Genomic DNA, 23,301 nt, shown 5'->3' on the forward strand with positions numbered 1-23,301 from the left:
AGGAGGGGTCAGAATGCTGGAGAAAAGAACACCGATACCGGTAGACGAGGCAGTTCGGCGTGTCTGCCATTTTCAAAAACAAGGTGAAACAGAATGGGTGGCGCTTGAAGACAGCCTTCATCGGTTTTTAGCCGAAGATATAACTGCGGATCACCACGTCCCTGCGTTTGACCGTTCGCCATACGATGGTTTTGCTGTCAGAGCGTGCGATACGGCAGAAGCTTCACGTGAAAACCCAGTTCGGTTTGAAGTTATTGACCATATTGGAGCAGGAGCAGTATCTGAAAAAGAACTTGGCCCGTTTCAGGCCGTGCGGATTATGACTGGCGCGCAAATCCCTGAAGGGGCAGATGCAGTCGTCATGATTGAATTGACTCAAACCTTTGAGGAGAATGGGAAGTCATTTATGTCTTTAAAACGCCGCTTTCAGACGGGGGATAATATTTCAAAAACAGGTGAGGACGCTCAAAAAGGGAGTGTTTTACTGACAAAGGGCACCCGGGTGACACCAGGAGTGACGGCTCTTTTGGCAACATTCGGATACGCATCTGTGCCTGTCGTGAGAAAGCCTGTAGTCGGGATTATCGCAACCGGTACCGAATTGCTGAATGTCAGTGATCCGCTGGAACCGGGAAAAATCCGCAACAGCAATGCGAGTATGGTATATGCGCAAGCGATAGAAGCAGGCGCAACACCGCTTTATTTAGGGAAAATCTCTGATGAACTGGATAAAAGCTTTGCTGCAGTTAAAGAAGCGATGAAAAAAGTGGATTTCCTGATCACAACTGGCGGTGTGTCAGTCGGTGACTTTGACTTTTTGCCTGCGATCTATGAAAAACTCGGAGCGGACGTGCTGTTTAATAAAGTTGCCATGCGCCCGGGCAGCGTGACAACGGTGGCGCATGCAAACGATATGCTGCTGTTTGGCCTTTCAGGTAATCCGTCGGCATGCTATGTCGGTTTTGAACTGTTTGTCAAACCGATAATCCAGACATGGCTGCTCAATGAAACACCGCATTCAATTTGTGCGGAAGCTGTTTTGACCAAGGATTTTCCGAAGCCGAACCCATTTACCCGATTTGTTCGTGCGCTCGTGCACCATCAGGAAGGGAAGCTGTTGGCGACACCCGTTGGCTTAGATAAGTCGAGCTCTGTCACATCACTTGCAGATGCCAATGCATTTATTATCCTGCCGGGCGGCACGCGAGGCTACGAATCTGGCAGAACGGTTCAAGTGCTGCTCATCAGAGAAGAGAATGGAAGTGAATGGCCTTGGTCCGTCCTTTCCCGATCGTCCAAGTTGTAGGATTTCAAAACAGCGGGAAAACAACGTTTATTGAGCGCATTCTTGAAAAAGCCTCTGAACAGGGAGTCCATTTGGGCTGCCTGAAGCACCATGGTCACGGCGGTGAACCGCAAACGCTCACGGAAGGAAAAGACACGGACCGTTACAAGGCGGCAGGTGCTGATGTAACAGCGGTAGAAGGTGCTGGTGTGTTACAGCTGACTGCCCGCCGCAATTGGGATTTGGCACGGCTGATCGAGTTATACCAATTTCTCGAAACAGACTGTCTTCTGATTGAAGGCTTTAAAAAAGCCCCTTATCCTAAAGTGGTTATCCTAAGTGAAAAGGAAGATCTGGAAGCGCTGCAAGCAGTAAATATAATCGCCATCATCTATAGAAAAAAAGAGCATATGACAGAGCATCAGGGATTACCCGTTTTTCATGCGGATGATCCGGTTGCCGTGGATTTTGTGCTTTCACAGCTGAAGGGGGAATCTGCATAATGGAACGGTTTGAGATTACGAAAACACCCATTAATACTGAAGACATCATTAAAAAAGTGGAGAAACGGGAAGCAGGAGCCATTACGACATTTATTGGTACGGTTCGGGAATGGACAAACGGAAAAAGAACGGTTCGGCTTGAATACGAGGCGTATGAACCGATGGCCGTGCAAATGTTTGCTCAAATCGGCGCTGAAATCGAAGAAAAATGGGAAGGTGCCTCTGTTGCGATCACGCACCGTATAGGTGTGCTCGATATCGGTGAAGCAGCGGTAGTGATTGCTGTATCTTCTCCCCATCGAAAAGCCGCATATGAAGCCAATGAGTATGCGATTGAACGCATTAAACAGATTGTGCCGATTTGGAAAAAAGAAATTTGGGAAGACGGTGAGCAATGGATCGGCGACCAGCTAGAAACAACAGCTTATCCGAACGGAAAACCAGACCTAAGCGAGGGAGAGCAGCATGATTAAAATTCTTTTATTTGCAGGACTGGCTGAACAGGCCGGTACACAAGCGATAGAAATAGATGTGGAACAAGCAACCACAGATGAAATAAAAGCGAGTCTAAAAGAACAATACGGTCTTGAATCTATTGATACGGCTATGATTGCCGTTAACGAAAGCTATGTAAAAGAAAATACCTCTGTATCTTCGGGTGACACGGTAGCCATCATACCGCCGGTCAGCGGGGGATGAAAACCGGACGGCATTTCAGCCGTCCGGTTTTCTGTATTTCATTGGCATATCCCCAAGTATCCCCAGCATACAATGATTTTCTGTAAGCGTTTATTCTACATATGTTACTCCCTATAAAGTAAGAGACTCACTCCATAATTAGACTGAAATTTCGAAAAATAATAGAAATTTATTTCGGGTATCGATATAGTAAAGATGATAAATGTTGGAAAGGTGCTGGATATGGAGACATTTAAAAGATTAAAAATGTATTATTGGCCGTACAGAAAAGTGTTTATGTGGTCGCTTCTAGCCATGCTTTTGATGACTGCAATTACTGTCATTTATCCGATTATCCTGCAAATAACGATTGATGAGATCGTGTTGGGACGGCAGTATCAGCTTGCGGCGTGGGTCAGCTTAGGATTTATTGCGGTAATGGTTTTGAAAGGAACGGCTACCTTTTTTCATCAGTATTTAGGTGATATGTTCGGGATCAAATCCGTTTATCGGCTGAGAAATGGTCTGTATGAAAAACTGCAGCGGCTTTCTTTTTCTTACTATGATAACGCGAAAACAGGAGATTTGATGTCCAGGCTGACTGCTGATGTTGAAGGGCTTCGTTTTTTCTTATCATACGGTCTCGCTGAGCTCATTCGCTTCGGCCTGCTGGTAGCCATCAGCCTGTCGGTTATGTTTTACTATTCTGTTCCTCTCACGCTTGTGACAATAGCTGTTCTGCCATTTCTCGCGGTTGCGGTATACCGGTTTGACAAAAGAGTCCATCCCGCCTTCAGAGACATCCGCAAATCGTTTGCGAAACTCAATACAAAAGTTCAGGAAAATATCAGCGGCATTAATACGGTTAAATCTCTTTCCAGGGAAGATTTTCAGATCAGCACTTTCAATAAAGCCAATGCAGAATACAGGGCGCAGTATTTACAAACATCATCCATTTGGTCTGCGTATTTCCCTTTAATGGAGTTCATTGGTAACATTTGTATTGTAGCTCTTCTCTCATACGGCGGTTACTTGGTTATGCAAAATCAGCTCAATCCCGGCGAGTTTGTTGCTTTCTTCAGCCTTGTCAATTATATGATGTGGCCCATTATGAACTTAGGTTTTGTCATCAATATGTTCTCTCAAGCAAAAGCGTCAGGGGAACGCCTGCTCGACATTCTGGAAAAAGAAGAAGACATTACAGATCATCCTCATGCTTTGCATAAACAAAAATTAACCGGAGATGTCCATTTCAAAAATGTTTCTCTTGCATACGGAAAAGAACAAACAAACGCGCTGTGCAATGTAAGCTTTGAGGCAAACAGCGGGAAGGTAATCGGACTGTTGGGCCCGACAGGTTCAGGCAAAAGCTCAGTGACACAGCTTCTCACCAGATTTTACAGTCCTGTTGGCGGAATGATTACCATTGATCACAAACCCATCACAGATTATTCGTTAAAAACCCTTCGCTCCAATATCGGGGTCGTACTTCAAGAATCCTTCCTGTTTTCATCTACGATTAGATCAAATATTTCGTATGGGCGGCCGGATGCCTCAATGGAAGACGTCATCGAAGCGGCAAAAAGGGCGCAGGCTCATAACTTTATTATGGAGCTTCCTGATGGGTATGACACCATGCTGGGAGAGAGGGGAATGGGGCTTTCCGGCGGGCAGAAACAGCGTATTGCCATTGCGAGAGCCATCTGCTTGAACCCGAGCATTTTAATATTGGATGATGCCACAAGCGCAGTAGATATGCAAACGGAGCACAGCATACAGCTTGCCTTAAAAGAAGTCATGAAAAACCGCACAACCTTTATCGTCGCTCACCGCATTTCTTCACTGAAACACGCTGATGAAATTCTCGTTTTTAATAAAGGACGCATTCGTGAAAGGGGAACACATCATGAGCTTCTTGAAAAAGGCGGCTACTATAAAAAGATTTACGATTTGCAATACCGTGATGTCAAAATGATTAATGAGCCGCATGAGGTCGGATAGGGAGGGGCCAAATGAAACAAGCGAAAAAACAGGGGGTTTTAGAGCGTTTCTATTACTCTTCAGATGAAATCATTGAAAAGCCGTTTAACTGGGCTCAAATGTGGCGGCTGCTGAGCTATGTCAAACCATATCGAAAAACAATTTTGCCGCTTTCTTTTCTCACTGTATTGATTGGCACTGCTGTGAAGCTTGTGATCCCCATTTTGATCGGCGTTTATGTTCTTGATCAAGCGATTACAGGGAGAAACTCGGAGCTGCTGATTCAGCTCATTTTTATTATTAGCGGTTTATATGTCCTCAATTACGCCGCCAATGTGTTAAGAATCAGGTGGATGAATCAGCTTGGCCAGCATGTCATTTACGATTTGCGACAGCATTTATTTACCCATGTGCAGCGCTTATCCCATCGATTTTTTGATCAGCGGTCGGCGGGATCGATCTTAGTCAGGATCATGAATGATATTAACTCTCTTCAGGAGCTCTTTACAAGCGGAGTCATCAATTTGTTGACCGACTTGCTGCTTCTGGCCGGCGTGATTATTATTTTGTTTACGCTGAGCCCTGAGCTGACTATAGCCATCATGGTGACATTGCCGATTATGTTTTTTATTTCAACAAGTCTCAGAAAAAAAATACGCCGATCCTGGCAAACGGTACGGCTGAAGCAATCGAAGCTCAACTCTCATCTAAACGAAAGCATTCAGGGCATCCGGGTCACACAGGCATTTACGCAGGAAGAAGAAAACATGGCGTATTTTGACGGTGTCAATCAGGAGAACTACGAATCATGGCGGGAAGCAACTAGAAAAAATGCCATGTTCCGTCCGCTGGTAGAAATGACGAATGCGATTGGGACGGCTGTCTTGATTTGGTATGGAGCCACACTCATCATGAATGAAACCATTACGATTGGCGTCTTCGTTTCTTTTGCTTTCTATCTGGGAATGTTTTGGGAACCTATTTCGAGACTGGGTCAGGTCTATAATCAGCTGTTAATGGGGATGGCATCATCAGAACGGATTTTTGAGTTTCTGGACGAACAGCCAAATGTCAAGGAGAAGCCGAATGCCATTCATAATGAAAAGATAAATGGGGAGATCAGTTTTGAAGAGGTTGAATTTTCGTATGATGAAAAACGAAAAGCCCTTTACGCCATTTCTTTCTCTATTCCGGCGGGCTCGACGCTTGCGCTTGTCGGGCATACAGGGAGCGGGAAGACGACGATTGCCAATTTAATCAGCCGTTTTTATGATGCGACCGGAGGCACCATTAAAATAGACGGTATACCGATTAAGGATCTTTCCCTTGCCAGTCTGCGCTCTCAAATCAGCATTGTCCTGCAAGATACATTTATTTTCTCTGGGACCATCATGGAAAATATTCGTTTTGGAAGGCCAAATGCTTCGGATGAAGAGGTGATGAAAGCGTCCCAAGCGGTCGGAGCGGATGAGTTTATTTCCGATTTAGCGGAAGGATACGCAACAGAGGTAGAGGAAAGGGGCAGCGTACTGTCTGCCGGTCAGCGTCAGCTCATTTCATTTGCAAGAGCATTGCTCGCCGATCCGGCTATTATCATCCTTGACGAAGCAACGGCAAGCATTGATACAGAGACAGAAGTAAAAATTCAGCAAGCGTTAAAAACGCTTCTGAAAGGGCGTACAGCAGTGATGATCGCTCACAGATTGTCTACGATCCGCGACGCCGACCGCATCATTGTTCTTGATCACGGCAGGAAAATAGAAGAAGGGAACCATGATCAGCTGCTCGCTAAAGGAGGCATTTATGCCGGGCTTGTGAAAGCGCAATACAGCACAGCGATAGAATAATATGAAAAGCCTTCAATATTGAAGGTTTTTGGAAATTTATTAGAAAAACATGAAACTTTTTGATATCCTTCCCGTACTATTTGTTAGATATTCTCAAGGAGGTTTTGAAATGGAAACGAATGTAGAAAAAAACAGCGGAACGGCGACTGAAAAGCCTTCACTTTTCGGAGTAATCACAAGTCCGTCCGTTCAATTTGAAAGAATAAGAGAAAGGCCGGCTGTATGGGGACCGCTTTTGATTGTTGCAGCAATTATCATCGTCGGTGCCGTGCTGCAATCACTCGGTACGGATTATAGTGAGCTTTTGAAAAGCCAGGATACGCAAGGGCTATCTGCTGAACAAATGGAAACTGTCGCAACAATAACCAAATTTGGCGGAATGGCAGGCGCTATTATCGGCGGTATCGCAGCATTATTTATTGCCCCTCTTATTTATTGGCTCTGTGTAAAAATATCAGGCGGAGTTACGACATATAAAAAAATGCTTTCTCTCGGTCTGTTTGTCTCTTTAATTAGCAGTCTCGGATTATTGGTTAATGGAATCGTTGCTTTTACGACTGACGTGAATCCTCTTTACAGCACGACGTCACTGGCAGGGATTATCCCATCTGACGGGGCTCTTGCCAGCGTGTTAAATACCTTTGAAATTTTCAGCATCTGGAGCTTTGTATTATTAGCAATCGGACTTCACAAAACGGGAGGCATCTCCAAAAAAGCCGGGTGGATTTCAGCAATCATTCTATTCGGAATTTTAGTTGTATTTTCGCTTTTTTCAGGTTTAATCAATTCTGTGGCGGGTGCATAAGCTCATGAAAAAAGTCTGGATCGGAATTGGAATCGCAGTTATAGTCGCTCTTTTTGTTGGAATCAATATATACCGGTCTGCCGCTCCAACAAGCGGCAGCGCCGGCAAGGAGATACAGGCGGGGAGCGTTGAAGAAAATGAAATCTCATCAACGGTTATGGTTCCTGGCACGCTAAAATTTTCAAATGAACAGTATGTCTTTTATGAAGCTGATAAAGGGACATTAGAAGACATTAAAGTAAAGGAAGGCGATAAAGTTAAAAAGGGCACGCCTTTAGTCACCTATACAAATGAGCAGCTGAGCCTGGAAAAAGAACAGAACCAGTTAACGTCTGAATCCAATCGGCTTCAAATTGACCAAATTCAAGAAAAGTTAAAAGCCTTAGACAGCAAAGAAAGAGAACTGGAAAAACAGGTAGGAAAGAAAGAAGCAGAAAAACAAATCGAATCTGAACGAACAGAGCTTCAAATGCAGAAAAAAACAGCGGAGATCGAATTAAAACAAACCGAGCTTCAGCGACAGTCACTTGCCAACCGGGTATCAGATCTTGAAGTGAAAAGCGAAATTGAAGGCACCGTTATTTCTGTCAACCAAGAGGCGGCATCCAAAAAGTCAGATATTCAAGAGCCTGTCATACATATCGGCAACCCAAAAGACCTTGTCGTCTCAGGGAAATTGTCTGAATACGATACATTGAAAGTCAAAAAAGGCCAGAAGGTCACACTCACTTCAGATGTAATACAGGGTAAAACATGGAAAGGCACGGTTTCCGCAGTCGGGCTTGTTCCAGATCAGCAGGAGAGCGCTGCGGCACAAGGAACAGAACAGGCGGTCCAATACCCGCTTCAAGTGAAAATAAAAGGAAATCTTCCAGAAGGAAAGCCAGGCTTTAAATTTATCATGAATATTGAAACAGTTAAACGGAAAGCAAATACGCTTCCTTCAAAGGCAGTCAAAAAAGAAGATGACCAATATTATGTGTATACAGTAAAAGACGGAAAAGCAAAGCGAGTTGATGTCAAAATCGGCGAAGTGACAGATGACCTGACAGAAATTAAAGAGGGGCTTACCCAAGATGATCAAGTCATTTTGAATCCATCTGATCAGGTGACTGACGGAATGGAAGTGAAATCTTAAATGATTCAGCTTTCTAATGTGCGAAAAAGCTACCAGATCGGAAAGGAAACGTTTGATGTTCTCCATTCTATTGATTTGGACATTCATCAAGGTGAATATGTCTCGATTATGGGGCCGTCAGGATCAGGAAAATCGACGATCATGAATATTATCGGCTGTCTTGATCGGCCGACTTCCGGTACATATCAATTGGACGGCGAAGACATTTCTTCATATAAAGATAAAGAACTGGCGGCAGTCCGTAACCGGTCCATCGGTTTTGTATTTCAGCAATTTCAGCTTCTTCCGCGGCTGAACGCAAAAAAAAATGTCGAGCTGCCGATGATTTACTCCGGGATAGGCAAAAAAGAACGTCAAGAGCGGGCTGAGAGAGCATTGGAAAAGGTCGGGTTAGCCGATCGAATGCTCCACATGCCCAACGAGCTGTCGGGCGGGCAGAAGCAGCGGGTGGCGATTGCGAGGGCGATCGTGAATGAGCCGAAATTGATTTTAGCTGATGAACCGACCGGCGCGCTGGATACGAAAACAAGCGAGGCGATTATGGATCAGTTTACAGCATTAAATGCCGAGGGAACGACAATCGTTCTGGTTACTCACGAGCCTGAAGTAGCAGATTGCACGAATCGGATAATCATGGTGCGTGACGGAAACATTGTTCCTGCCAGCTCCGGACAAAGGAGTGTGGGAGAATGAGCCTGTTGGAAAACATCAGAATGGCTCTAAGCTCTGTCCTTGCCCATAAAATGCGTTCGATCTTAACGATGCTCGGCATTATCATTGGTGTAGGCTCTGTCATTGTTGTCGTTGCGGTAGGACAGGGCGGCGAGCAAATGCTGAAGCAGTCGATCAGCGGCCCGGGAAATACTGTGGAGCTGTACTATATGCCTAGCGACGAGGAGCTTGCAAGCAACCCGAACGCCGCAGCTGAATCTACGTTTACAGAAAACGATATTAAAGGTTTAAAAGGAATAGAAGGCATTAAACAAGTCGTTGCTTCGACTTCTGAAAGTATGAAAGCGCGTTATCACGAAGAAGAAACCGATGCTACGGTTAACGGAATAAATGATGGATACATGAATGTCAATTCTTTAGAAATCGAAAGCGGCAGAACATTTACCGACAATGACTTTCTTGCGGGGAATAGAGTCGGAATCATCTCTCAAAAGATGGCTGAAGAACTGTTCGATAAAACCTCCCCTTTAGGTGAAGTTGTCTGGATAAACGGACAGCCCGTTGAAATTATCGGTGTGCTGAAAAAAGAAACAGGCTTGCTTTCTTTCGGTTTAAGTGAAATGTATGTGCCATTTAATATGATGAAATCCTCTTTTGGCACAAGTGATTTCAGTAACGTATCATTGCAGGTCGAATCAGCAGACGACATAAAATCGGCAGGAAAAGAAGCAGCACAGCTGGTAAATGACAATCATGGCACAGAGGATTCGTATCAAGTGATGAACATGGAGGAGATTGCGGCCGGAATTGGCAAGGTAACGGCAATTATGACGACGATTATCGGCTCAATTGCAGGTATTTCCCTTTTGGTCGGCGGAATCGGTGTCATGAATATCATGCTCGTATCAGTCACAGAACGGACACGGGAAATTGGAATCAGAAAATCCCTCGGTGCGACGAGGGGACAGATTCTGACTCAGTTTTTAATTGAGTCAGTCGTATTGACGCTGATTGGCGGTCTGGTCGGGATTGGTATTGGATACGGAGGGGCCGCGCTTGTTTCAGCCATTGCGGGCTGGCCGTCACTCATATCCTGGCAGGTTGTATGCGGGGGCGTGCTGTTCAGTATGCTCATTGGTGTTATTTTCGGCATGCTTCCTGCAAATAAAGCCGCAAAGCTTGATCCCATTGAAGCGCTGCGTTATGAATAGCCTCATGCAACATGCATGAGGTTTTTTTATGTTTAGTGATTTCTACTATGAATATAAAAGACTTTTTTCATTAAAATAAGAAGAAAATGTCGTACAATTGTCCTTATTTTTGTCGAATTTACAGTTTACAAACCCTATAGACATACGTTAATATGGAGAAACGTGAAAGATTTTGATAGTTATTGAATGAATTTGAATGATTTTAGTTGCCTAAACCGAAAATAGCGTTTACAATGAAATTGTATTCAAAATGAATACGTTTTCATTAGGAGGTGAAGCATGCTAACTCCTGAACGGCATCAATTGATTATTGATCAAATAGAAAAGCATGATGTGGTAAAGATTCAAGAGCTTATAAATCTGACTAATGCTTCTGAATCAACAATCAGAAGAGATTTATCGACACTTGAAGAACGCGGTTTTTTAAAGCGCGTTCATGGTGGAGCGGCCAAGCTTTCTGATATCAGACTTGAACCCGATATGCTTGAAAAATCATCCAAAAACCTTCACGATAAATTGAAGATTGCTGAAAAAGCAGCTTCTCTTTTAGAAGAAGGGGATTGCATTTACCTTGATGCAGGCACGACGACATTGCACATGATTGATTTTATGGATAAAACCAAAGATATTGTCGTTGTCACAAACGGGGTAATGCATATCGATGCATTAATAAGGAAAGAAATTTCTTTTTATCTGCTTGGAGGATACGTAAAGCACAGAACGGGCGCGATTATTGGAGGCGCTTCATTGATTGCCATGGACCAGTACAGATTTGACAAGAGTTTTCTGGGGACAAACGGTGTCCATACAGAGGCTGGATTTACAACGCCGGACCCTGATGAGGCCCTTTTAAAACAGAAAGCGATCAAACAGGCAAAACACGCTTACGTCTTAGCAGACCCTTCGAAGTTCGGAGAAATTTCATTTTCGGCATTCGCCGGAATAGGCGACGCAACAATCATTACGACTGACGCTGAAGAGCTTACATTCGATAATTACCAAGAAAAAACTGTCGTAAAGGTAGTGAAACCATGATTTACACTGTAACACTTAATCCATCTGTCGATTATATTGTTCACGTTGAAGATTTTACTGTAGGAGGCCTGAACCGTTCTTCGTATGATACCAAGTATCCAGGGGGCAAAGGCATCAACGTATCGAGACTGCTGAAAAGACACCATGTGGCGTCTAAAGCGCTCGGATTCGTCGGCGGATTTACCGGAGAATATATCAAAACATTTTTACGGGAAGAAAACCTGGAAACAGCTTTTTCTGAAGTAAAAGGGGATACCCGTATCAATGTAAAGCTGAAAACTGGTGATGAAACTGAAATTAACGGCCAGGGACCGACAATTTCGGATGAAGATTTCAAAGCCTTTTTAGAACAGTTCCAATCTTTGCAAGAGGGAGATATCGTCGTTCTTGCAGGAAGCATTCCATCTTCACTCCCTCACGATACTTATGAAAAAATCGCAGAGGCCTGCAAACAGCAGAACGCACGAGTTGTTCTGGATATCTCAGGCGAGGCTCTTTTGAAAGCAACAGAAATGAAACCATTTTTGATGAAGCCAAATCATCATGAGCTTGGAGAAATGTTCGGCACGGACATTACATCTGTTGAGGAAGCCGTTCCTTATGGGAAAAAGCTTGTAGAACAAGGAGCTGAACATGTAATTGTATCAATGGCCGGAGACGGAGCGCTTCTGTTTACGAACGAAGCTGTTTATTTTGCTAACGTGCCAAAGGGGAAATTGGTAAACTCAGTCGGAGCAGGGGATTCCGTTGTTGCAGGTTTCCTTGCCGGAATTTCCAAACAGCTGCCGCTTGAAGAAGCATTCCGCTTAGGAGTTACTTCAGGCAGTGCTACCGCGTTCTCTGAAGAACTTGGAACAGAAGAATTTGTCCAGCAGCTTCTTCCTGAAGTTAAGGTCACACGTCTATAGAGGAGGAAACACAAGTGAAAATAACTGAGCTTTTAACGAAGCATACGATAAAGCTTAATATTGAGAGCAAAGAAAAAGAAAATGTTATTGACGAAATGGTCACTGTTCTTGATAAGGCTGGAAAGTTAAATGACCGACAAGCCTATAAAGAAGCCATTTTAAATCGCGAAAGCCAAAGCTCCACGGGTATCGGTGAAGGAATCGCTATCCCCCATGCGAAAACGGCAAGCGTTATCAACCCGGCGATCGCGTTCGGACGTTCAAAAGACGGCGTCGATTATGAATCATTAGACGGCCAGCCGGCTCACTTAGTGTTCATGATTGCGGCGACTGAAGGCGCAAACAACACTCACCTTGAAGCATTGTCAAGACTTTCAACGCTGTTAATGCGTGAAGAAATCCGTAAGCAGCTCCTTGAAGCTGAGTCTGAAGATGCCATCATCGACATTATTAATCAGCACGATAAAGATGATGACGAAGAGGAAGAAGAAGAAGCGGCACCAGCACCTGCCGGAAAAGGAAAAATTTTAGCGGTTACTGCATGTCCGACAGGTATTGCCCATACATTCATGGCTGCGGATGCCCTTAAAGAAAAAGCGAAAGAGCTTGGAGTGGAAATTAAGGTCGAAACAAATGGGTCAAGCGGCATTAAGCACAAGCTCACTGCCCAAGAAATCGAAGATGCACCTGCAATCATTGTCGCAGCGGACAAGCAGGTTGAAATGGAACGTTTTAAAGGCAAGCGCGTACTTCAAGTTCCTGTAACGGCGGGTATCAGACGTCCGCAAGAGCTTATCGAAAAAGCGATGAATCAAGATGCGCCGATTTATCAAGGCAGCGGCGGCGGTTCAGCAGCTTCAAACGATGATGAAGAAGCGAAAGGCAAGTCTGGAAGCGGTATCGGAAACACGTTTTATAAGCACCTGATGAGCGGTGTCAGCAACATGCTTCCGTTCGTAGTCGGCGGCGGTATTCTCGTTGCGATTTCATTCTTCTGGGGAATTCACTCTGCTGATCCGAATGATCCTAGCTACAACACGTTTGCAGCAGCATTAAACTTTATCGGCGGCGACAATGCATTAAAACTGATTGTTGCAGTTCTGGCCGGTTTCATTGCGATGAGTATTGCAGATCGTCCTGGTTTTGCGCCTGGTATGGTCGGCGGTTTTATGGCTACTCAAGCGAATGCTGGATTCTTGGGCGGCTTAATTGCCGGATTCCTTGCCGGTTATGTCGTGATTTTACTGAAAAAAGTATTTACGTTTATCCCTCAGTCACTTGATGGATTAAAACCTGTTTTGATTTACCCGCTGTTCGGTATTTTTATCACTGGCGTATTAATGCAATTTGTCGTCAATACACCTGTAGCGGCATTTATGAATTTCTTAACAAACTGGCTTGAAAGCCTTGGTACTGGAAACCTTGTGTTAATGGGTATTATCTTGGGCGGCATGATGGCGATCGATATGGGCGGCCCGCTTAATAAAGCAGCCTTTACGTTCGGTATCGCCATGATCGATGCAGGCAACTATGCGCCTCATGCAGCAATCATGGCCGGCGGTATGGTTCCTCCGCTTGGTATCGCACTTGCAACAACCATTTTCAGAAACAAATTCACTCAGCGTGACCGTGAAGCTGGTATTACATGCTATTTCATGGGAGCTGCTTTCGTAACAGAGGGAGCGATCCCATTTGCTGCGGCTGATCCGCTTCGCGTCATACCAGCTGCTGTAGTCGGTGCAGCTGTTGCCGGCGGATTAACTGAATTCTTCCGAGTAACGCTTCCGGCCCCTCATGGAGGAGTATTCGTAGCTTTCATTACAAACCATCCGATGCTTTACCTTTTAAGTATCGTGATCGGTGCTGTCGTGATGGCAATTATCCTCGGTATCGTCAAAAAACCTGTTACAGAAAAATAAGAAAAAAAGCGTCCTTTTGTTCGAAAGGACGCTTTTTCTTATCCGGCCGGCAGGGAGCGCGGTTAAGTTATGTATTTTATTCTTTTTTATGATAAAGTAAAAGAAGAGAAACAACTGACATAGCAATTGTCTAGGAGGAAACACTTTGACCGAGGAAAAAAATACGAATACTGAGAAAACGGCGAAGAAAAAAACCAATACGTACCTGGAATGGGGTAAAGCGATTGTCATCGCTGTTCTGCTGGCTCTCCTGATCCGTCACTTTTTGTTTGAACCGTATTTAGTTGAAGGTTCATCTATGTATCCCACATTACATGACGGAGAAAGGCTGTTTGTGAATAAAACAGTCAACTATATCGGCGAGCTGAAGCGCGGAGATATCGTTATTATTAACGGTGAAACTTCTAAAATCCATTATGTAAAAAGATTGATCGGAAAGCCTGGAGAAACCGTTCAAATGAAGGATGACACGCTTTATATAAACGGTAAAAAAGTAGCCGAGCCTTACTTGTCTAAAAACAAGAAGGAAGCAGAAAAACTTGGTGTCAGTCTGACAGGAGACTTTGGACCGGTTAAGGTTCCGAAAGGCAAATACTTTGTCATGGGAGATAACCGGCTGAATTCTATGGACAGCCGAAACGGGCTGGGACTGATCGCGGAAGATCGAATTGTCGGCACATCGAAGTTTGTCTTTTTCCCGTTTAACGAAATGCGTCAAACAAAATAAAAACGCCTTGCTGGCCTAGGACAGCAGGCGTTTTTATTTTGAAAAAGAAGCGACCAATGCAATGCATAAAACCGTGATGAACACTGAACCGATAATAGCCAGCACACTGAAGAAAAGGTGAACCTGTTTGTTCTCTTTTCCGCGCTTTTCTAAAAGCCGTTTTGAAAAAATGTGCGAAAATATGTAAATAAGGGCTATGCCTATATATAAACCGATATCTTTGGCGGTAAAGCCTGTTACGGCAAGGTAAAAGCCCGTAAAAAAGATCAGTAAGCAATATTCAGTAAGTGTTAAAAGCCTCAACGTGTTCCTCCATGAGAGTGTGTAATTTTCCGAGCGGATGCATTCTCTCTCTTTAATTGTAACACAGCTGGCTGGTTTGGGTGTATAAGTTGTTTTCTCTCTGTTTTATCAGGGAATCATTTCTCTTGCCCTGCATTCATGGTATACTTTTATTGATGATAGACATGATGGAGGATAATAAATGATTGCTGTAAATAATGTAAGCTTGCGGTTTGCGGATCGCAAGTTATTTGAAGATGTTAATATTAAATTTACCCCAGGCAACTGCTATGGGTTAATTGGTGCAAACGGTGCCGGTAAATCAACGTTTCTAAAGGTGCTGTCAGGCGAAATCGAGCCTCAGACAGGTGACGTGCATATGAGTCCTGGCGAGCGTCTTGCCGTCTTGAAGCAGAACCATTTTGAGTACGAAGAGTATGAAGTGCTGAAAGTGGTCATTATGGGCCACAAACGCCTGTATGAAGTCATGCAGGAGAAAGACGCTATTTACATGAAGCCTGATTTCTCAGATGAGGATGGGATTCGTGCTGCTGAGCTAGAAGGTGAATTCGCGGAACTGAACGGTTGGGAAGCGGAAAGTGAAGCTGCGATCCTGTTAAAAGGCCTTGGTATCTCAGAAGATCTGCACACAAAAAAGATGGCAGACCTCGGCGGTTCGGAGAAGGTAAAAGTTCTCTTGGCGCAGGCATTATTCGGCAAGCCGGATGTTCTGCTGCTCGATGAGCCGACGAACCACTTGGACCTTCAGGCAATCCAGTGGCTTGAAGAGTTTCTGATTAACTTTGAAAACACAGTTATTGTCGTATCCCATGACCGTCACTTCTTAAATAAAGTATGTACGCACATTGCCGACCTTGATTTTAACAAAATTCAAATCTATGTCGGAAACTATGATTTCTGGTACGAGTCAAGCCAACTGGCGTTAAAGCTTTCTCAAGAAGCGAACAAGAAAAAAGAAGAGCAGATTAAACAGCTTCAAGAGTTTGTCGCTAGATTCAGCGCCAATGCGTCTAAATCTAAGCAGGCTACATCAAGAAAGAAACTTCTCGAAAAAATCACGCTGGATGATATTAAACCGTCTTCCCGCCGCTATCCTTATGTTAACTTCACGCCGGAACGGGAAATCGGAAATGATGTTCTTCGCGTGGAAGGCTTAACAAAAACAATCGATGGCGTAAAGGTGCTTGACAATGTCAGCTTTATTATGAATCGAGAAGATAAAATTGCTTTCACTGGCCGAAATGAACTTGCTGTTACTACGCTGTTTAAAATCATTTCCGGGGAAATGGAAGCTGACAGCGGAACGTTTAAATGGGGTGTTACCACATCTCAAGCGTATTTTCCAAAAGACAACAGCGAATATTTCGAAGGCAGTGATCTGAACCTTGTAGACTGGCTTCGCCAATATTCTCCGCACGACCAAAGTGAGAGCTTTTTACGCGGTTTCTTAGGACGCATGCTGTTCTCTGGAGAAGAAGTCCACAAAAAAGCAAATGTACTTTCCGGGGGAGAAAAGGTCCGCTGTATGCTGTCGAAAGCGATGCTTTCTGGCGCCAATATTTTAATTTTGGATGAGCCGACTAACCATTTAGACCTGGAGTCCATTACAGCGCTGAATAACGGCTTAATCAGCTTTAAAGGCGCTATGCTGTTTACTTCCCATGACCATCAGTTTGTGCAGACCATTGCCAACAGAATTATAGAAATTACACCTAACGGCATCGTCGATAAGCAAATGAGCTATGACGAGTTCCTTGAAAATGCTGATGTGCAGAAAAAATTGACTGAACTATACGCCGAATAAAAAAGCAGAGATTTCTCTGCTTTTTTTGATACCTAAATATGAAAGGAGATCACAACATGAAATTTTTGGTTGTCGGAGCAGGTGGAGTAGGTGGGTATATTGGCGGACGGCTTTCGGAGAAAGGAAATGATGTGACATTTCTTGTGCGCCAAAAAAGAACTGAGCAGCTGAAAGAAACCGGGCTTGTCATCCATAGTGAAAAAGGGAATGTATCATTTCAGCCAGAACTAATCAGTGCTGGAGAAACAGGGCAATTTGATGTCGTTATCATTGCTTCTAAAGCATACTCGCTTGGTCAAGTGATAGAAGATGTCAAACCATTTATCCATCAAGAATCTGTCATTATCCCTTTTTTAAATGGGTACCGCCACTATGAGCAGCTATTTGCGGCATTTTCAAAAGAACAGGTGCTGGGCGGCCTGTGTTTTATAGAAAGTGCTTTAGACAACAAAGGAGAAATTCATCATACGAGCGCATCGCATCGTTTTGTATTTGGAGAATGGAACGGCGAGCGTACGGAGCGGATAAGAGCGCTTGAAGAGGCATTTTCAGGTGTGAAGGCTGAAGTCATCATTAGCGGGCATATCGAGAAGGACATTTGGAAAAAGTATCTCTTTATTGCAGCGCAAGCGGGGATCACAACGTTATTTCAACGACCGCTTGGCCCAATCCTCGCCACAGAAGCCGGACGTCACACGGCCCAAACTCTTATTGGGGAAATTTGCGCTGTTTTACGAAAAGAAGGCGTTCCGGCTGATCCGGATCTTGAGGAAGAGAGCTTTCGTACGATGACCAACATGTCTTACCATATGAAGTCCTCCATGCTTCGGGATATGGAAAACGGCCAAACGACTGAAGGAGACCACCTGCATGGATTTTTGATTGAAAAAGCAAAACGTTTATCTCTCGCTGCACCAGTATTAGAAACCGTTTATGCGAATCTGCAAATGTATGAAGCAGAAAAATAAAAAAAGGAGGCGGAAAAGCCTCCTTTTATTTACTTAAAAAGCCCAATTTCCGTTTCTGAAGATAGGCTCTCTTTTCCCGTCTGCCGTAATTCCGTCAATATTCATATCCTTAGAACCGATCATAAAGTCCACGTGTGTAATGCTTTCATTTAGGCCTTCTTTGACAAGCTCTTCACGAGACATCTGCTTTCCGCCTTCAATATTAAAGGCATAGGCGCTTCCGATCGCCAAATGATTTGACGCGTTTTCATCAAACAGCGTGTTATAGAAAAGAATGTTTGATTGTGATATAGGCGAATCGTAAGGAACAAGTGCCACTTCACCTAAATAGTGAGAACCTTCATCTGTTTCCACCAGTTCTTTTAAAATATCCTCACCTTTTTCAGCTTTAATGTCGACTATACGGCCATTTTCAAACGTCAGGGTGAAATTTTCAATAATATTTCCGCCGTAGCTTAATGGTTTTGTGCTTGATACCACTCCGTCAACCCCGTCTTTTTGCGGCAGCGTGAACACTTCTTCTGTCGGCATATTGGCCATAAACTCATGGCCACTTTCATTCACGCTTCCCGCACCTGCCCAAACATGCTTCCTAGGCAGCTTAATTGTTAGATCAGTTCCTTCTGCTTGATAATGTAAGGCAGCGTAATGTCTCTCGTTCAAATGGTCAACTTTTTCATGAAGATTTTGGTCATGATTGATCCACGCCTGAACCGGGTTGTCTTCATTTACGCGCGTCGCTTTAAAAATTTCTTCCCACAGAAGGTGGATCGCTTCCTCCTCTGATTTGCCAGGAAACACCTTGTGAGCCCAGCCTGCTGATGCCGCACCTACGACAGTCCAGCTGACTTTGTCTGATTGAATATATTGTCTGTATGTATGTAATGCTTTGCCTGCTGCTTTTTGGAATGCCGCAATCCGTTTGGAATCTATACCTTTTAGCAAGTCTGGGTTCGACGACACAACAGAAATGAAAGCAGCTCCATTTTTGGCAAGCTCTTCTCTGCCTTTTGCTTCCCATTCAGGATATTCTTCAAATGCTTCAAACGGCGCAAGTTCGTATTTTAATTTGGCGACTTCGTCATCCTGCCAATTCACGGTGACGTTTTTTGCGCCCTTTTCATATGCGTGTTTTACAATTAAACGGACAAAATCCCGAACGTCTGTTGAAGCATTTACGACTACATACTGGCCTTTTTGGACATTAACGCCGACTTCTACCGCCAGCTGTGCATATGTATTTAATTTCTGTGAAAATGAATCCATGAATCATTCCTCCAAGCTTTTTTCTCATCATATCAAATATGATCCTATAAAGGAAAGAAGGAGCCCAAAGTGAAAAACCCAAAACGACACGTCTTGGGTTTTTTCAATATTATGGATGATTCAGTTTTACAGTGCCGCCTGCAGGCGAATGGGGCATATTTGCCAAAGAAATGCTCATGCCTCCAAGAATAATTCCGCTTAAAATGGCTGCGATCGCTACTCTTCTTCCTAAATCTCTTAGCATCTGTTTCCTCCTTAACGTTTCTCCATTTCCCACAATATGAAGGAAGTGAGGAAAAAAGAAGCAAGAAATTTGCCGCGTGTGAGAATTTTGCGGGTAAAGACTATTTAATTGCCTTTTGCAGCTTATCAATCACTTCTAAAGAACGGCCTGTGCCGATTGCTACAGATTCAAGCGGGTTTTGCGCCACGTGTACAGGCACGACAATCTCTTCTGTGAGCCATTCTTTAATTCCATTAAGGAGCGCGCCGCCGCCTGTTAAAATAACGCCGCGATCAACAATATCTCCGCTCAATTCAGGCGGACAGTCCTCAAGTGTCGCTCTGATGGCTTCAAGAATATGCAGGAGGGATTCACGCATTGCATCTTGAATTTCGTTGGATTGAAGCATAATGGTTTTTGGAAGACCTGTCACGAGGTCACGTCCCCGAATTTCCATTGCCTCTGGTATATGTTCAATCAGAGCATGGCCAATTTCCATTTTTACCTGCTCAGCTGTGCGTTCGCCGATCAGCAAATTGTATTTTTTACGGACGAAAGAAACGATATCCTCATCAAGCTGGTCTCCGCCGATCCTGATAGAATGGCAGGAAACAACGCCACCGAAGGAAATAATAGCGACCTCTGTCGTCCCTCCGCCGATATCTACTACCACATTGGCAACCGGCTCATCAACCGGTAAATCCGCTCCGATGGCGGCTGCAACTGGCTCTTCGATTAAATGAACGTTTTTCGCGCCGCAATTTTTCACCGCATCACTGATGGCGCGGCGTTCTACTGCTGTTGAGCCTGATGGTGTGCAAACGACTACGTTCGGTTTTCTGAACGACATGCCGATGCTTTTTGCGGCTTTTTTCATAATGTGCTTTAGCAGGTCAGTTGTCATATCATAGTCTGCGATCACGCCATCTTTCATCGGTCTGACAGCGACAATTTTTCCCGGTGTTTTACCGATCATGTTTTTCGCGTCAGCTCCGATTGCAAGCACTGCTTTTGTCGTCGTATCCACTGCGACAACAGATGGTTCATTTAGGATAATCCCTTTATTTTTGCTGTAAACAAGTATATTAGCTGTTCCTAAGTCAATCCCGATTTCAGTTGATTGAAACATGTTTTCACCCAATCTCTATCCTAATTTAATATGATTCTACATTTAAAGTTTCTCAGAAATACTGCGATTTTTGGGGGTGTGCGTCGGTAAAGAAATGTTTTTGTAAAAAATCAAGGAACTGTGTAACAGAAGTAATACATTTTTCGGTTTTATGGAAAAAATATCTTGTAATTCTTATAGAAAGCGGGAAACTTTTTCAAAGTTTCATTCGTCTACGATATATTGAGGTACATCCTTAAAACATTACATGAGAAAAGAAACATTTAAAGGAAGAAGGGTTTTTATGAAATCAATAGGTGTTGTGAGAAAAGTAGATGAATTAGGCCGCATTGTCATGCCGATTGAGTTGAGACGGGCATTGGATATTGCCATAAAAGACAGCATTGAGTTTTTTGTTGACGGAGATAAAATTATCTTGAAAAAGTACAAACCTCATGGCGTTTGTTTAATGACTGGAGAAATCACTTCAGAAAATAAAGAATACGGCAACGGTAAAATTACGCTAAGCCCTGAGGGTGCACAGCTGCTTCTCGAAGAAATTCAAGCCGCTTTAAAAGAATAAAATTATGCTAAAAAAGGCGGAGTGATATCATCTCCGCCTTTTTTGCGTGCCAATTTTTGATTACCGCCGCCTAAGATAAGACATCAAGATATTTGGTAATGAATGATTTGGGATACTTTACATATTTTACTCAATTATTTGTCGAAGAATGGTACAATAAGTAGAGAAACACAAGCGGCAGGTGGTCATATGAGAAAATATCAAGCTCGTATCATTTCCATCATTTTGGCAATGATTTTTATAATGTTTTGGGATTATTTATTTTATTTTATAGGCAAAAACCCGATTAATTGGCCTGTTGATATTGTGTATACTGCAGTCACGCTGGTAAGTGTCTGGATGTTGGCTTATTATATTGATGAGAAACAGCAGCTGGTTAAGAAAATGAAGGATAACGAATGGAAGTATAAACAGCTTTCTGAAGAAAAAAACCGCATCATGGATAATTTGCAGGAAATCGTATTTCAAACAAATGCAAAAGGCGAAATTACATATTTAAACCAAGCGTGGGCATCTATAACCGGGTTTTCAATCAGTGAATGTATGGGAACAATGTATAACGATTACTTCATAAAAGAAAAGCACGTAGCCGACCACATTAACACCCAAATCCAAAACAAAGCGTCTTCTGGCATGTTTACGGCAAAATACGTGACAAAGAACGGCACGATTTTTTGGGGAGAAGTTCATTATAAACTTTACTATGACCGGGATGACCAATTTACAGGCAGCCTGGGTACAATGTCAGATATCACTGAGCGGAAAGAGGCTGAAGATGAGCTCATTGAGATTAATGAACGGCTGGCGAGGGAATCCCAGAAACTATCAATCACAAGTGAACTTGCCGCAGGTATTGCTCATGAGGTCAGAAACCCTTTAACATCTGTCAGCGGTTTCCTCCAGATTATGAAAACACAATATCCGGACAGAAAAGACTATTTTGACATCATCTTTTCAGAGATTAAAAGAATCGATTTAGTGCTCAGCGAGCTGCTGCTGCTTGCAAAACCGCAGGCAATCACATTTAAAACACACCAGCTTAATGAGATCTTGAAACAAGTCACGACATTGCTTGATACCAATGCCATTCTGTCCAATATCGTCATAGAGAAAAATTTCAAAGAGACAGATGGCTGTATGATTAATGGAGACGAAAATCAGCTGAAGCAGGTCTTTATCAACATCATTAAAAACGGAATTGAGGCAATGCCAAAGGGCGGTGTCGTCACCATTTCAACTGCTAAAACCGCCTCTCATGCAGTGATAAGCGTAAAGGATGAAGGAAACGGCATGCCGCAGGAAAAGCTGAAGCAGATTGGCAAACCTTTTTATTCAACAAAAGAAAAGGGCACTGGACTGGGACTTCCCATTTGTTTGAGAATCCTGAAGGAACATGACGGGGAATTGAAAATCGAAAGTGAAGCTGGAAAAGGCAGCGTCTTTCAAGTGGTTTTGCCTTTAAAATCAGACAGCTGAGAGGAGAAAAATAAAGTGAACTCGCTTCTGTTTGTATACGGGACATTAAGAAAGCATGAAAAAAACCATCATTTGCTGGCACAATCGGCATGTATCAATGAGCAGGCGAGAACAAAGGGAAGTTTGTTTGCTGCAAAAGAGGAGCCCACAGCTGTTTTAAATAGTGAAGGCTATATATACGGCGAAGTATATGAAGCAGATGAATTGTGTATACATAAGCTCGATCAATTTTTTCAAGGATATCATAAACAAACGGTGTTTGTAGAAACGGATGTCGGGATTAAAAATGCGCTTATTTATTTTATGAACAAAGACGGGTGTGCCGGTTTTACGAAAATAAGCAGCGGCGACTGGAAAGAACATCAGATGATCAGCAAATCGAAAAATCCCATTTATTATTTTGCCTACGGATCATGCATGGATAATGCCCGCTTTCAAAAAGCGGGAGTCGATCACTATTTTCAAGATCCAGTAGGAAGAGGTGTTTTAAAAGGATACACAACTCGCTTCACGCTAAAAAGGGATGACGGTTCAAGAGCGGACATGTTGGAAGACGGAGGAACAACAGAAGGCGTTTTATACCGTATTCCTTATTCTGCTCTCTCCTATCTATATAAAAGGGAGGGTGTCGAATCTCTTACGTATCGGCCGGCATTTGTAGACGTTGAAGCTGGCGGAAGGCACTACAAAGACTGCTTAACCTTTCTCGTCCTCCAAAAAGAAGCGGAAATTGCCCCGCCTCAGCACTATCAGATTGAAATCGAACGCGGAGCGGAGCTGTATTTGTCGCCTGAGTTTACTGAAAAGCTCAAGCGGCATATGAATTCGCTGCCAAAAGGATAACACTGTAACAAAAGAATAT

General features: G+C 43.6%; 23 protein-coding genes. 19 read left to right on the forward strand and 4 right to left on the reverse strand.

The features are described 5' to 3' along the window. Positions 1–13: 13 nt before the first annotated feature. From glp to sipT, 14 genes are all read left to right on the forward strand, one after another. Positions 14–1,306: a gephyrin-like molybdotransferase Glp gene (gene glp / locus MHB62_RS07660; protein ID WP_029317736.1), complete on the forward strand. Its 1,293-nt coding sequence runs from the start codon at positions 14–16 to the stop codon at positions 1,304–1,306. Continuing rightward, positions 1,267–1,788 carry a molybdopterin-guanine dinucleotide biosynthesis protein B gene (mobB, locus tag MHB62_RS07665; RefSeq protein WP_003232370.1) on the forward strand — a complete coding sequence of 174 codons (522 nt, stop codon included), beginning with the start codon at positions 1,267–1,269 and terminating at the stop codon, positions 1,786–1,788. The genes glp and mobB overlap by 40 nt, the downstream gene beginning before the upstream one ends. Then, entirely contained in the window at positions 1,788–2,261 is a 474-nt protein-coding gene (locus MHB62_RS07670) for a molybdenum cofactor biosynthesis protein MoaE (RefSeq protein ID WP_032721483.1), read from the forward strand. The genes mobB and MHB62_RS07670 overlap by 1 nt, the downstream gene beginning before the upstream one ends. Next, positions 2,254–2,487 carry a molybdopterin converting factor subunit 1 gene (gene moaD, locus MHB62_RS07675; RefSeq protein ID WP_014476678.1) on the forward strand — a complete coding sequence of 78 codons (234 nt, stop codon included), beginning with the start codon at positions 2,254–2,256 and terminating at the stop codon, positions 2,485–2,487. Before MHB62_RS07670 ends, moaD begins: the two co-directional genes overlap by 8 nt. 222 nt (positions 2,488–2,709) lie before the next feature. After that, the gene (locus MHB62_RS07680; protein ID WP_032721485.1) at positions 2,710–4,467 is read left to right on the forward strand and encodes an ABC transporter ATP-binding protein; all 1,758 of its coding nucleotides are present in this window, start codon (positions 2,710–2,712) and stop codon (positions 4,465–4,467) included. Positions 4,468–4,478: 11 nt separating this feature from the next. Continuing rightward, a complete protein-coding gene (locus MHB62_RS07685) occupies positions 4,479–6,293 on the forward strand; it encodes an ABC transporter ATP-binding protein (protein ID WP_032721487.1) in 1,815 nt (604 codons plus the stop codon). Between the two features lie 109 nt (positions 6,294–6,402). Continuing rightward, positions 6,403–7,098 (forward strand): toxin SDP protection protein YknW, encoded by a 696-nt coding sequence (gene yknW / locus MHB62_RS07690; protein WP_014479677.1) that lies wholly within the window; start codon positions 6,403–6,405, stop codon positions 7,096–7,098. Positions 7,099–7,102: 4 nt separating this feature from the next. After that, entirely contained in the window at positions 7,103–8,236 is a 1,134-nt protein-coding gene (locus tag MHB62_RS07695) for an efflux RND transporter periplasmic adaptor subunit (RefSeq protein ID WP_032721488.1), read from the forward strand. Beyond that, on the forward strand, positions 8,237–8,929 hold the full coding sequence (gene yknY / locus MHB62_RS07700) for an ABC transporter ATP-binding protein YknY (RefSeq protein ID WP_015715816.1): 693 nt from the start codon (positions 8,237–8,239) through the stop codon (positions 8,927–8,929). Continuing rightward, positions 8,926–10,119, forward strand: coding sequence for a sporulation-delaying-protein transporter subunit SkiZ (gene skiZ / locus MHB62_RS07705; RefSeq protein ID WP_029317741.1), 1,194 nt, complete (start codon positions 8,926–8,928; stop codon positions 10,117–10,119). Before yknY ends, skiZ begins: the two co-directional genes overlap by 4 nt. 279 nt (positions 10,120–10,398) lie before the next feature. After that, a complete protein-coding gene (locus MHB62_RS07710; RefSeq protein ID WP_014476685.1) occupies positions 10,399–11,154 on the forward strand; it encodes a DeoR/GlpR family DNA-binding transcription regulator in 756 nt (251 codons plus the stop codon). Beyond that, the gene (gene pfkB, locus MHB62_RS07715) at positions 11,151–12,062 is read left to right on the forward strand and encodes a 1-phosphofructokinase (RefSeq protein WP_032721490.1); all 912 of its coding nucleotides are present in this window, start codon (positions 11,151–11,153) and stop codon (positions 12,060–12,062) included. Before MHB62_RS07710 ends, pfkB begins: the two co-directional genes overlap by 4 nt. A gap of 14 nt (positions 12,063–12,076) precedes the next feature. Next, positions 12,077–13,981 (forward strand): PTS fructose transporter subunit IIABC, encoded by a 1,905-nt coding sequence (locus tag MHB62_RS07720; RefSeq protein ID WP_029317743.1) that lies wholly within the window; start codon positions 12,077–12,079, stop codon positions 13,979–13,981. 145 nt (positions 13,982–14,126) lie between these two features. After that, positions 14,127–14,708 (forward strand): signal peptidase I sipT, encoded by a 582-nt coding sequence (gene sipT, locus MHB62_RS07725; RefSeq protein WP_003232348.1) that lies wholly within the window; start codon positions 14,127–14,129, stop codon positions 14,706–14,708. Positions 14,709–14,741: 33 nt separating this feature from the next. On the opposite strand, the gene MHB62_RS07730 is transcribed toward sipT, so the two are convergent. Then, entirely contained in the window at positions 14,742–15,011 is a 270-nt protein-coding gene (locus MHB62_RS07730; protein ID WP_003232345.1) for a hypothetical protein, read from the reverse strand. A gap of 181 nt (positions 15,012–15,192) precedes the next feature. On the opposite strand from MHB62_RS07730, the gene MHB62_RS07735 reads away from it, so the two are divergent. Both MHB62_RS07735 and MHB62_RS07740 read left to right on the forward strand, forming a co-directional pair. Further along, a complete protein-coding gene (locus tag MHB62_RS07735) occupies positions 15,193–16,815 on the forward strand; it encodes an ABC-F family ATP-binding cassette domain-containing protein (RefSeq protein WP_003232344.1) in 1,623 nt (540 codons plus the stop codon). A gap of 56 nt (positions 16,816–16,871) precedes the next feature. Then, on the forward strand, positions 16,872–17,783 hold the full coding sequence (locus tag MHB62_RS07740) for a ketopantoate reductase family protein (RefSeq protein WP_032721491.1): 912 nt from the start codon (positions 16,872–16,874) through the stop codon (positions 17,781–17,783). Between the two features lie 33 nt (positions 17,784–17,816). Here MHB62_RS07740 and MHB62_RS07745 read toward each other — a convergent pair whose 3' ends face one another. The 3 genes from MHB62_RS07745 to mreBH form a co-directional block, all read right to left on the reverse strand. After that, positions 17,817–19,049: an aminopeptidase gene (locus MHB62_RS07745; RefSeq protein WP_003232341.1), complete on the reverse strand. Its 1,233-nt coding sequence runs from the start codon at positions 19,047–19,049 to the stop codon at positions 17,817–17,819. 109 nt (positions 19,050–19,158) lie between these two features. Continuing rightward, entirely contained in the window at positions 19,159–19,293 is a 135-nt protein-coding gene (locus MHB62_RS07750; protein WP_003238865.1) for a protein YkpC, read from the reverse strand. 100 nt (positions 19,294–19,393) lie between these two features. Continuing rightward, positions 19,394–20,401 carry a cell shape-determining protein MreBH gene (gene mreBH / locus MHB62_RS07755; protein WP_003245743.1) on the reverse strand — a complete coding sequence of 336 codons (1,008 nt, stop codon included), beginning with the start codon at positions 20,399–20,401 and terminating at the stop codon, positions 19,394–19,396. Between the two features lie 283 nt (positions 20,402–20,684). Between mreBH and abhA the strand changes: the two genes are divergently transcribed. The 3 genes from abhA (at position 20,685) to MHB62_RS07770 (ending at position 23,282) form a co-directional block, all read left to right on the forward strand. Continuing rightward, complete coding sequence (abhA, locus tag MHB62_RS07760) at positions 20,685–20,963, forward strand: transcriptional regulator AbhA (protein WP_003244728.1); 279 nt, start codon at positions 20,685–20,687, stop codon at positions 20,961–20,963. Positions 20,964–21,152: 189 nt separating this feature from the next. After that, positions 21,153–22,439, forward strand: coding sequence for a two-component sensor histidine kinase KinC (gene kinC, locus MHB62_RS07765; RefSeq protein ID WP_003232333.1), 1,287 nt, complete (start codon positions 21,153–21,155; stop codon positions 22,437–22,439). A gap of 15 nt (positions 22,440–22,454) precedes the next feature. Beyond that, a complete protein-coding gene (locus MHB62_RS07770; RefSeq protein ID WP_003232330.1) occupies positions 22,455–23,282 on the forward strand; it encodes a gamma-glutamylcyclotransferase in 828 nt (275 codons plus the stop codon). The last annotated feature ends 19 nt before the right edge of the window (positions 23,283–23,301 follow it).

This window comes from Bacillus sp. FSL K6-0255 (assembly GCF_045040725.1).
Lineage (GTDB): Bacteria > Bacillota > Bacilli > Bacillales > Bacillaceae > Bacillus > Bacillus subtilis.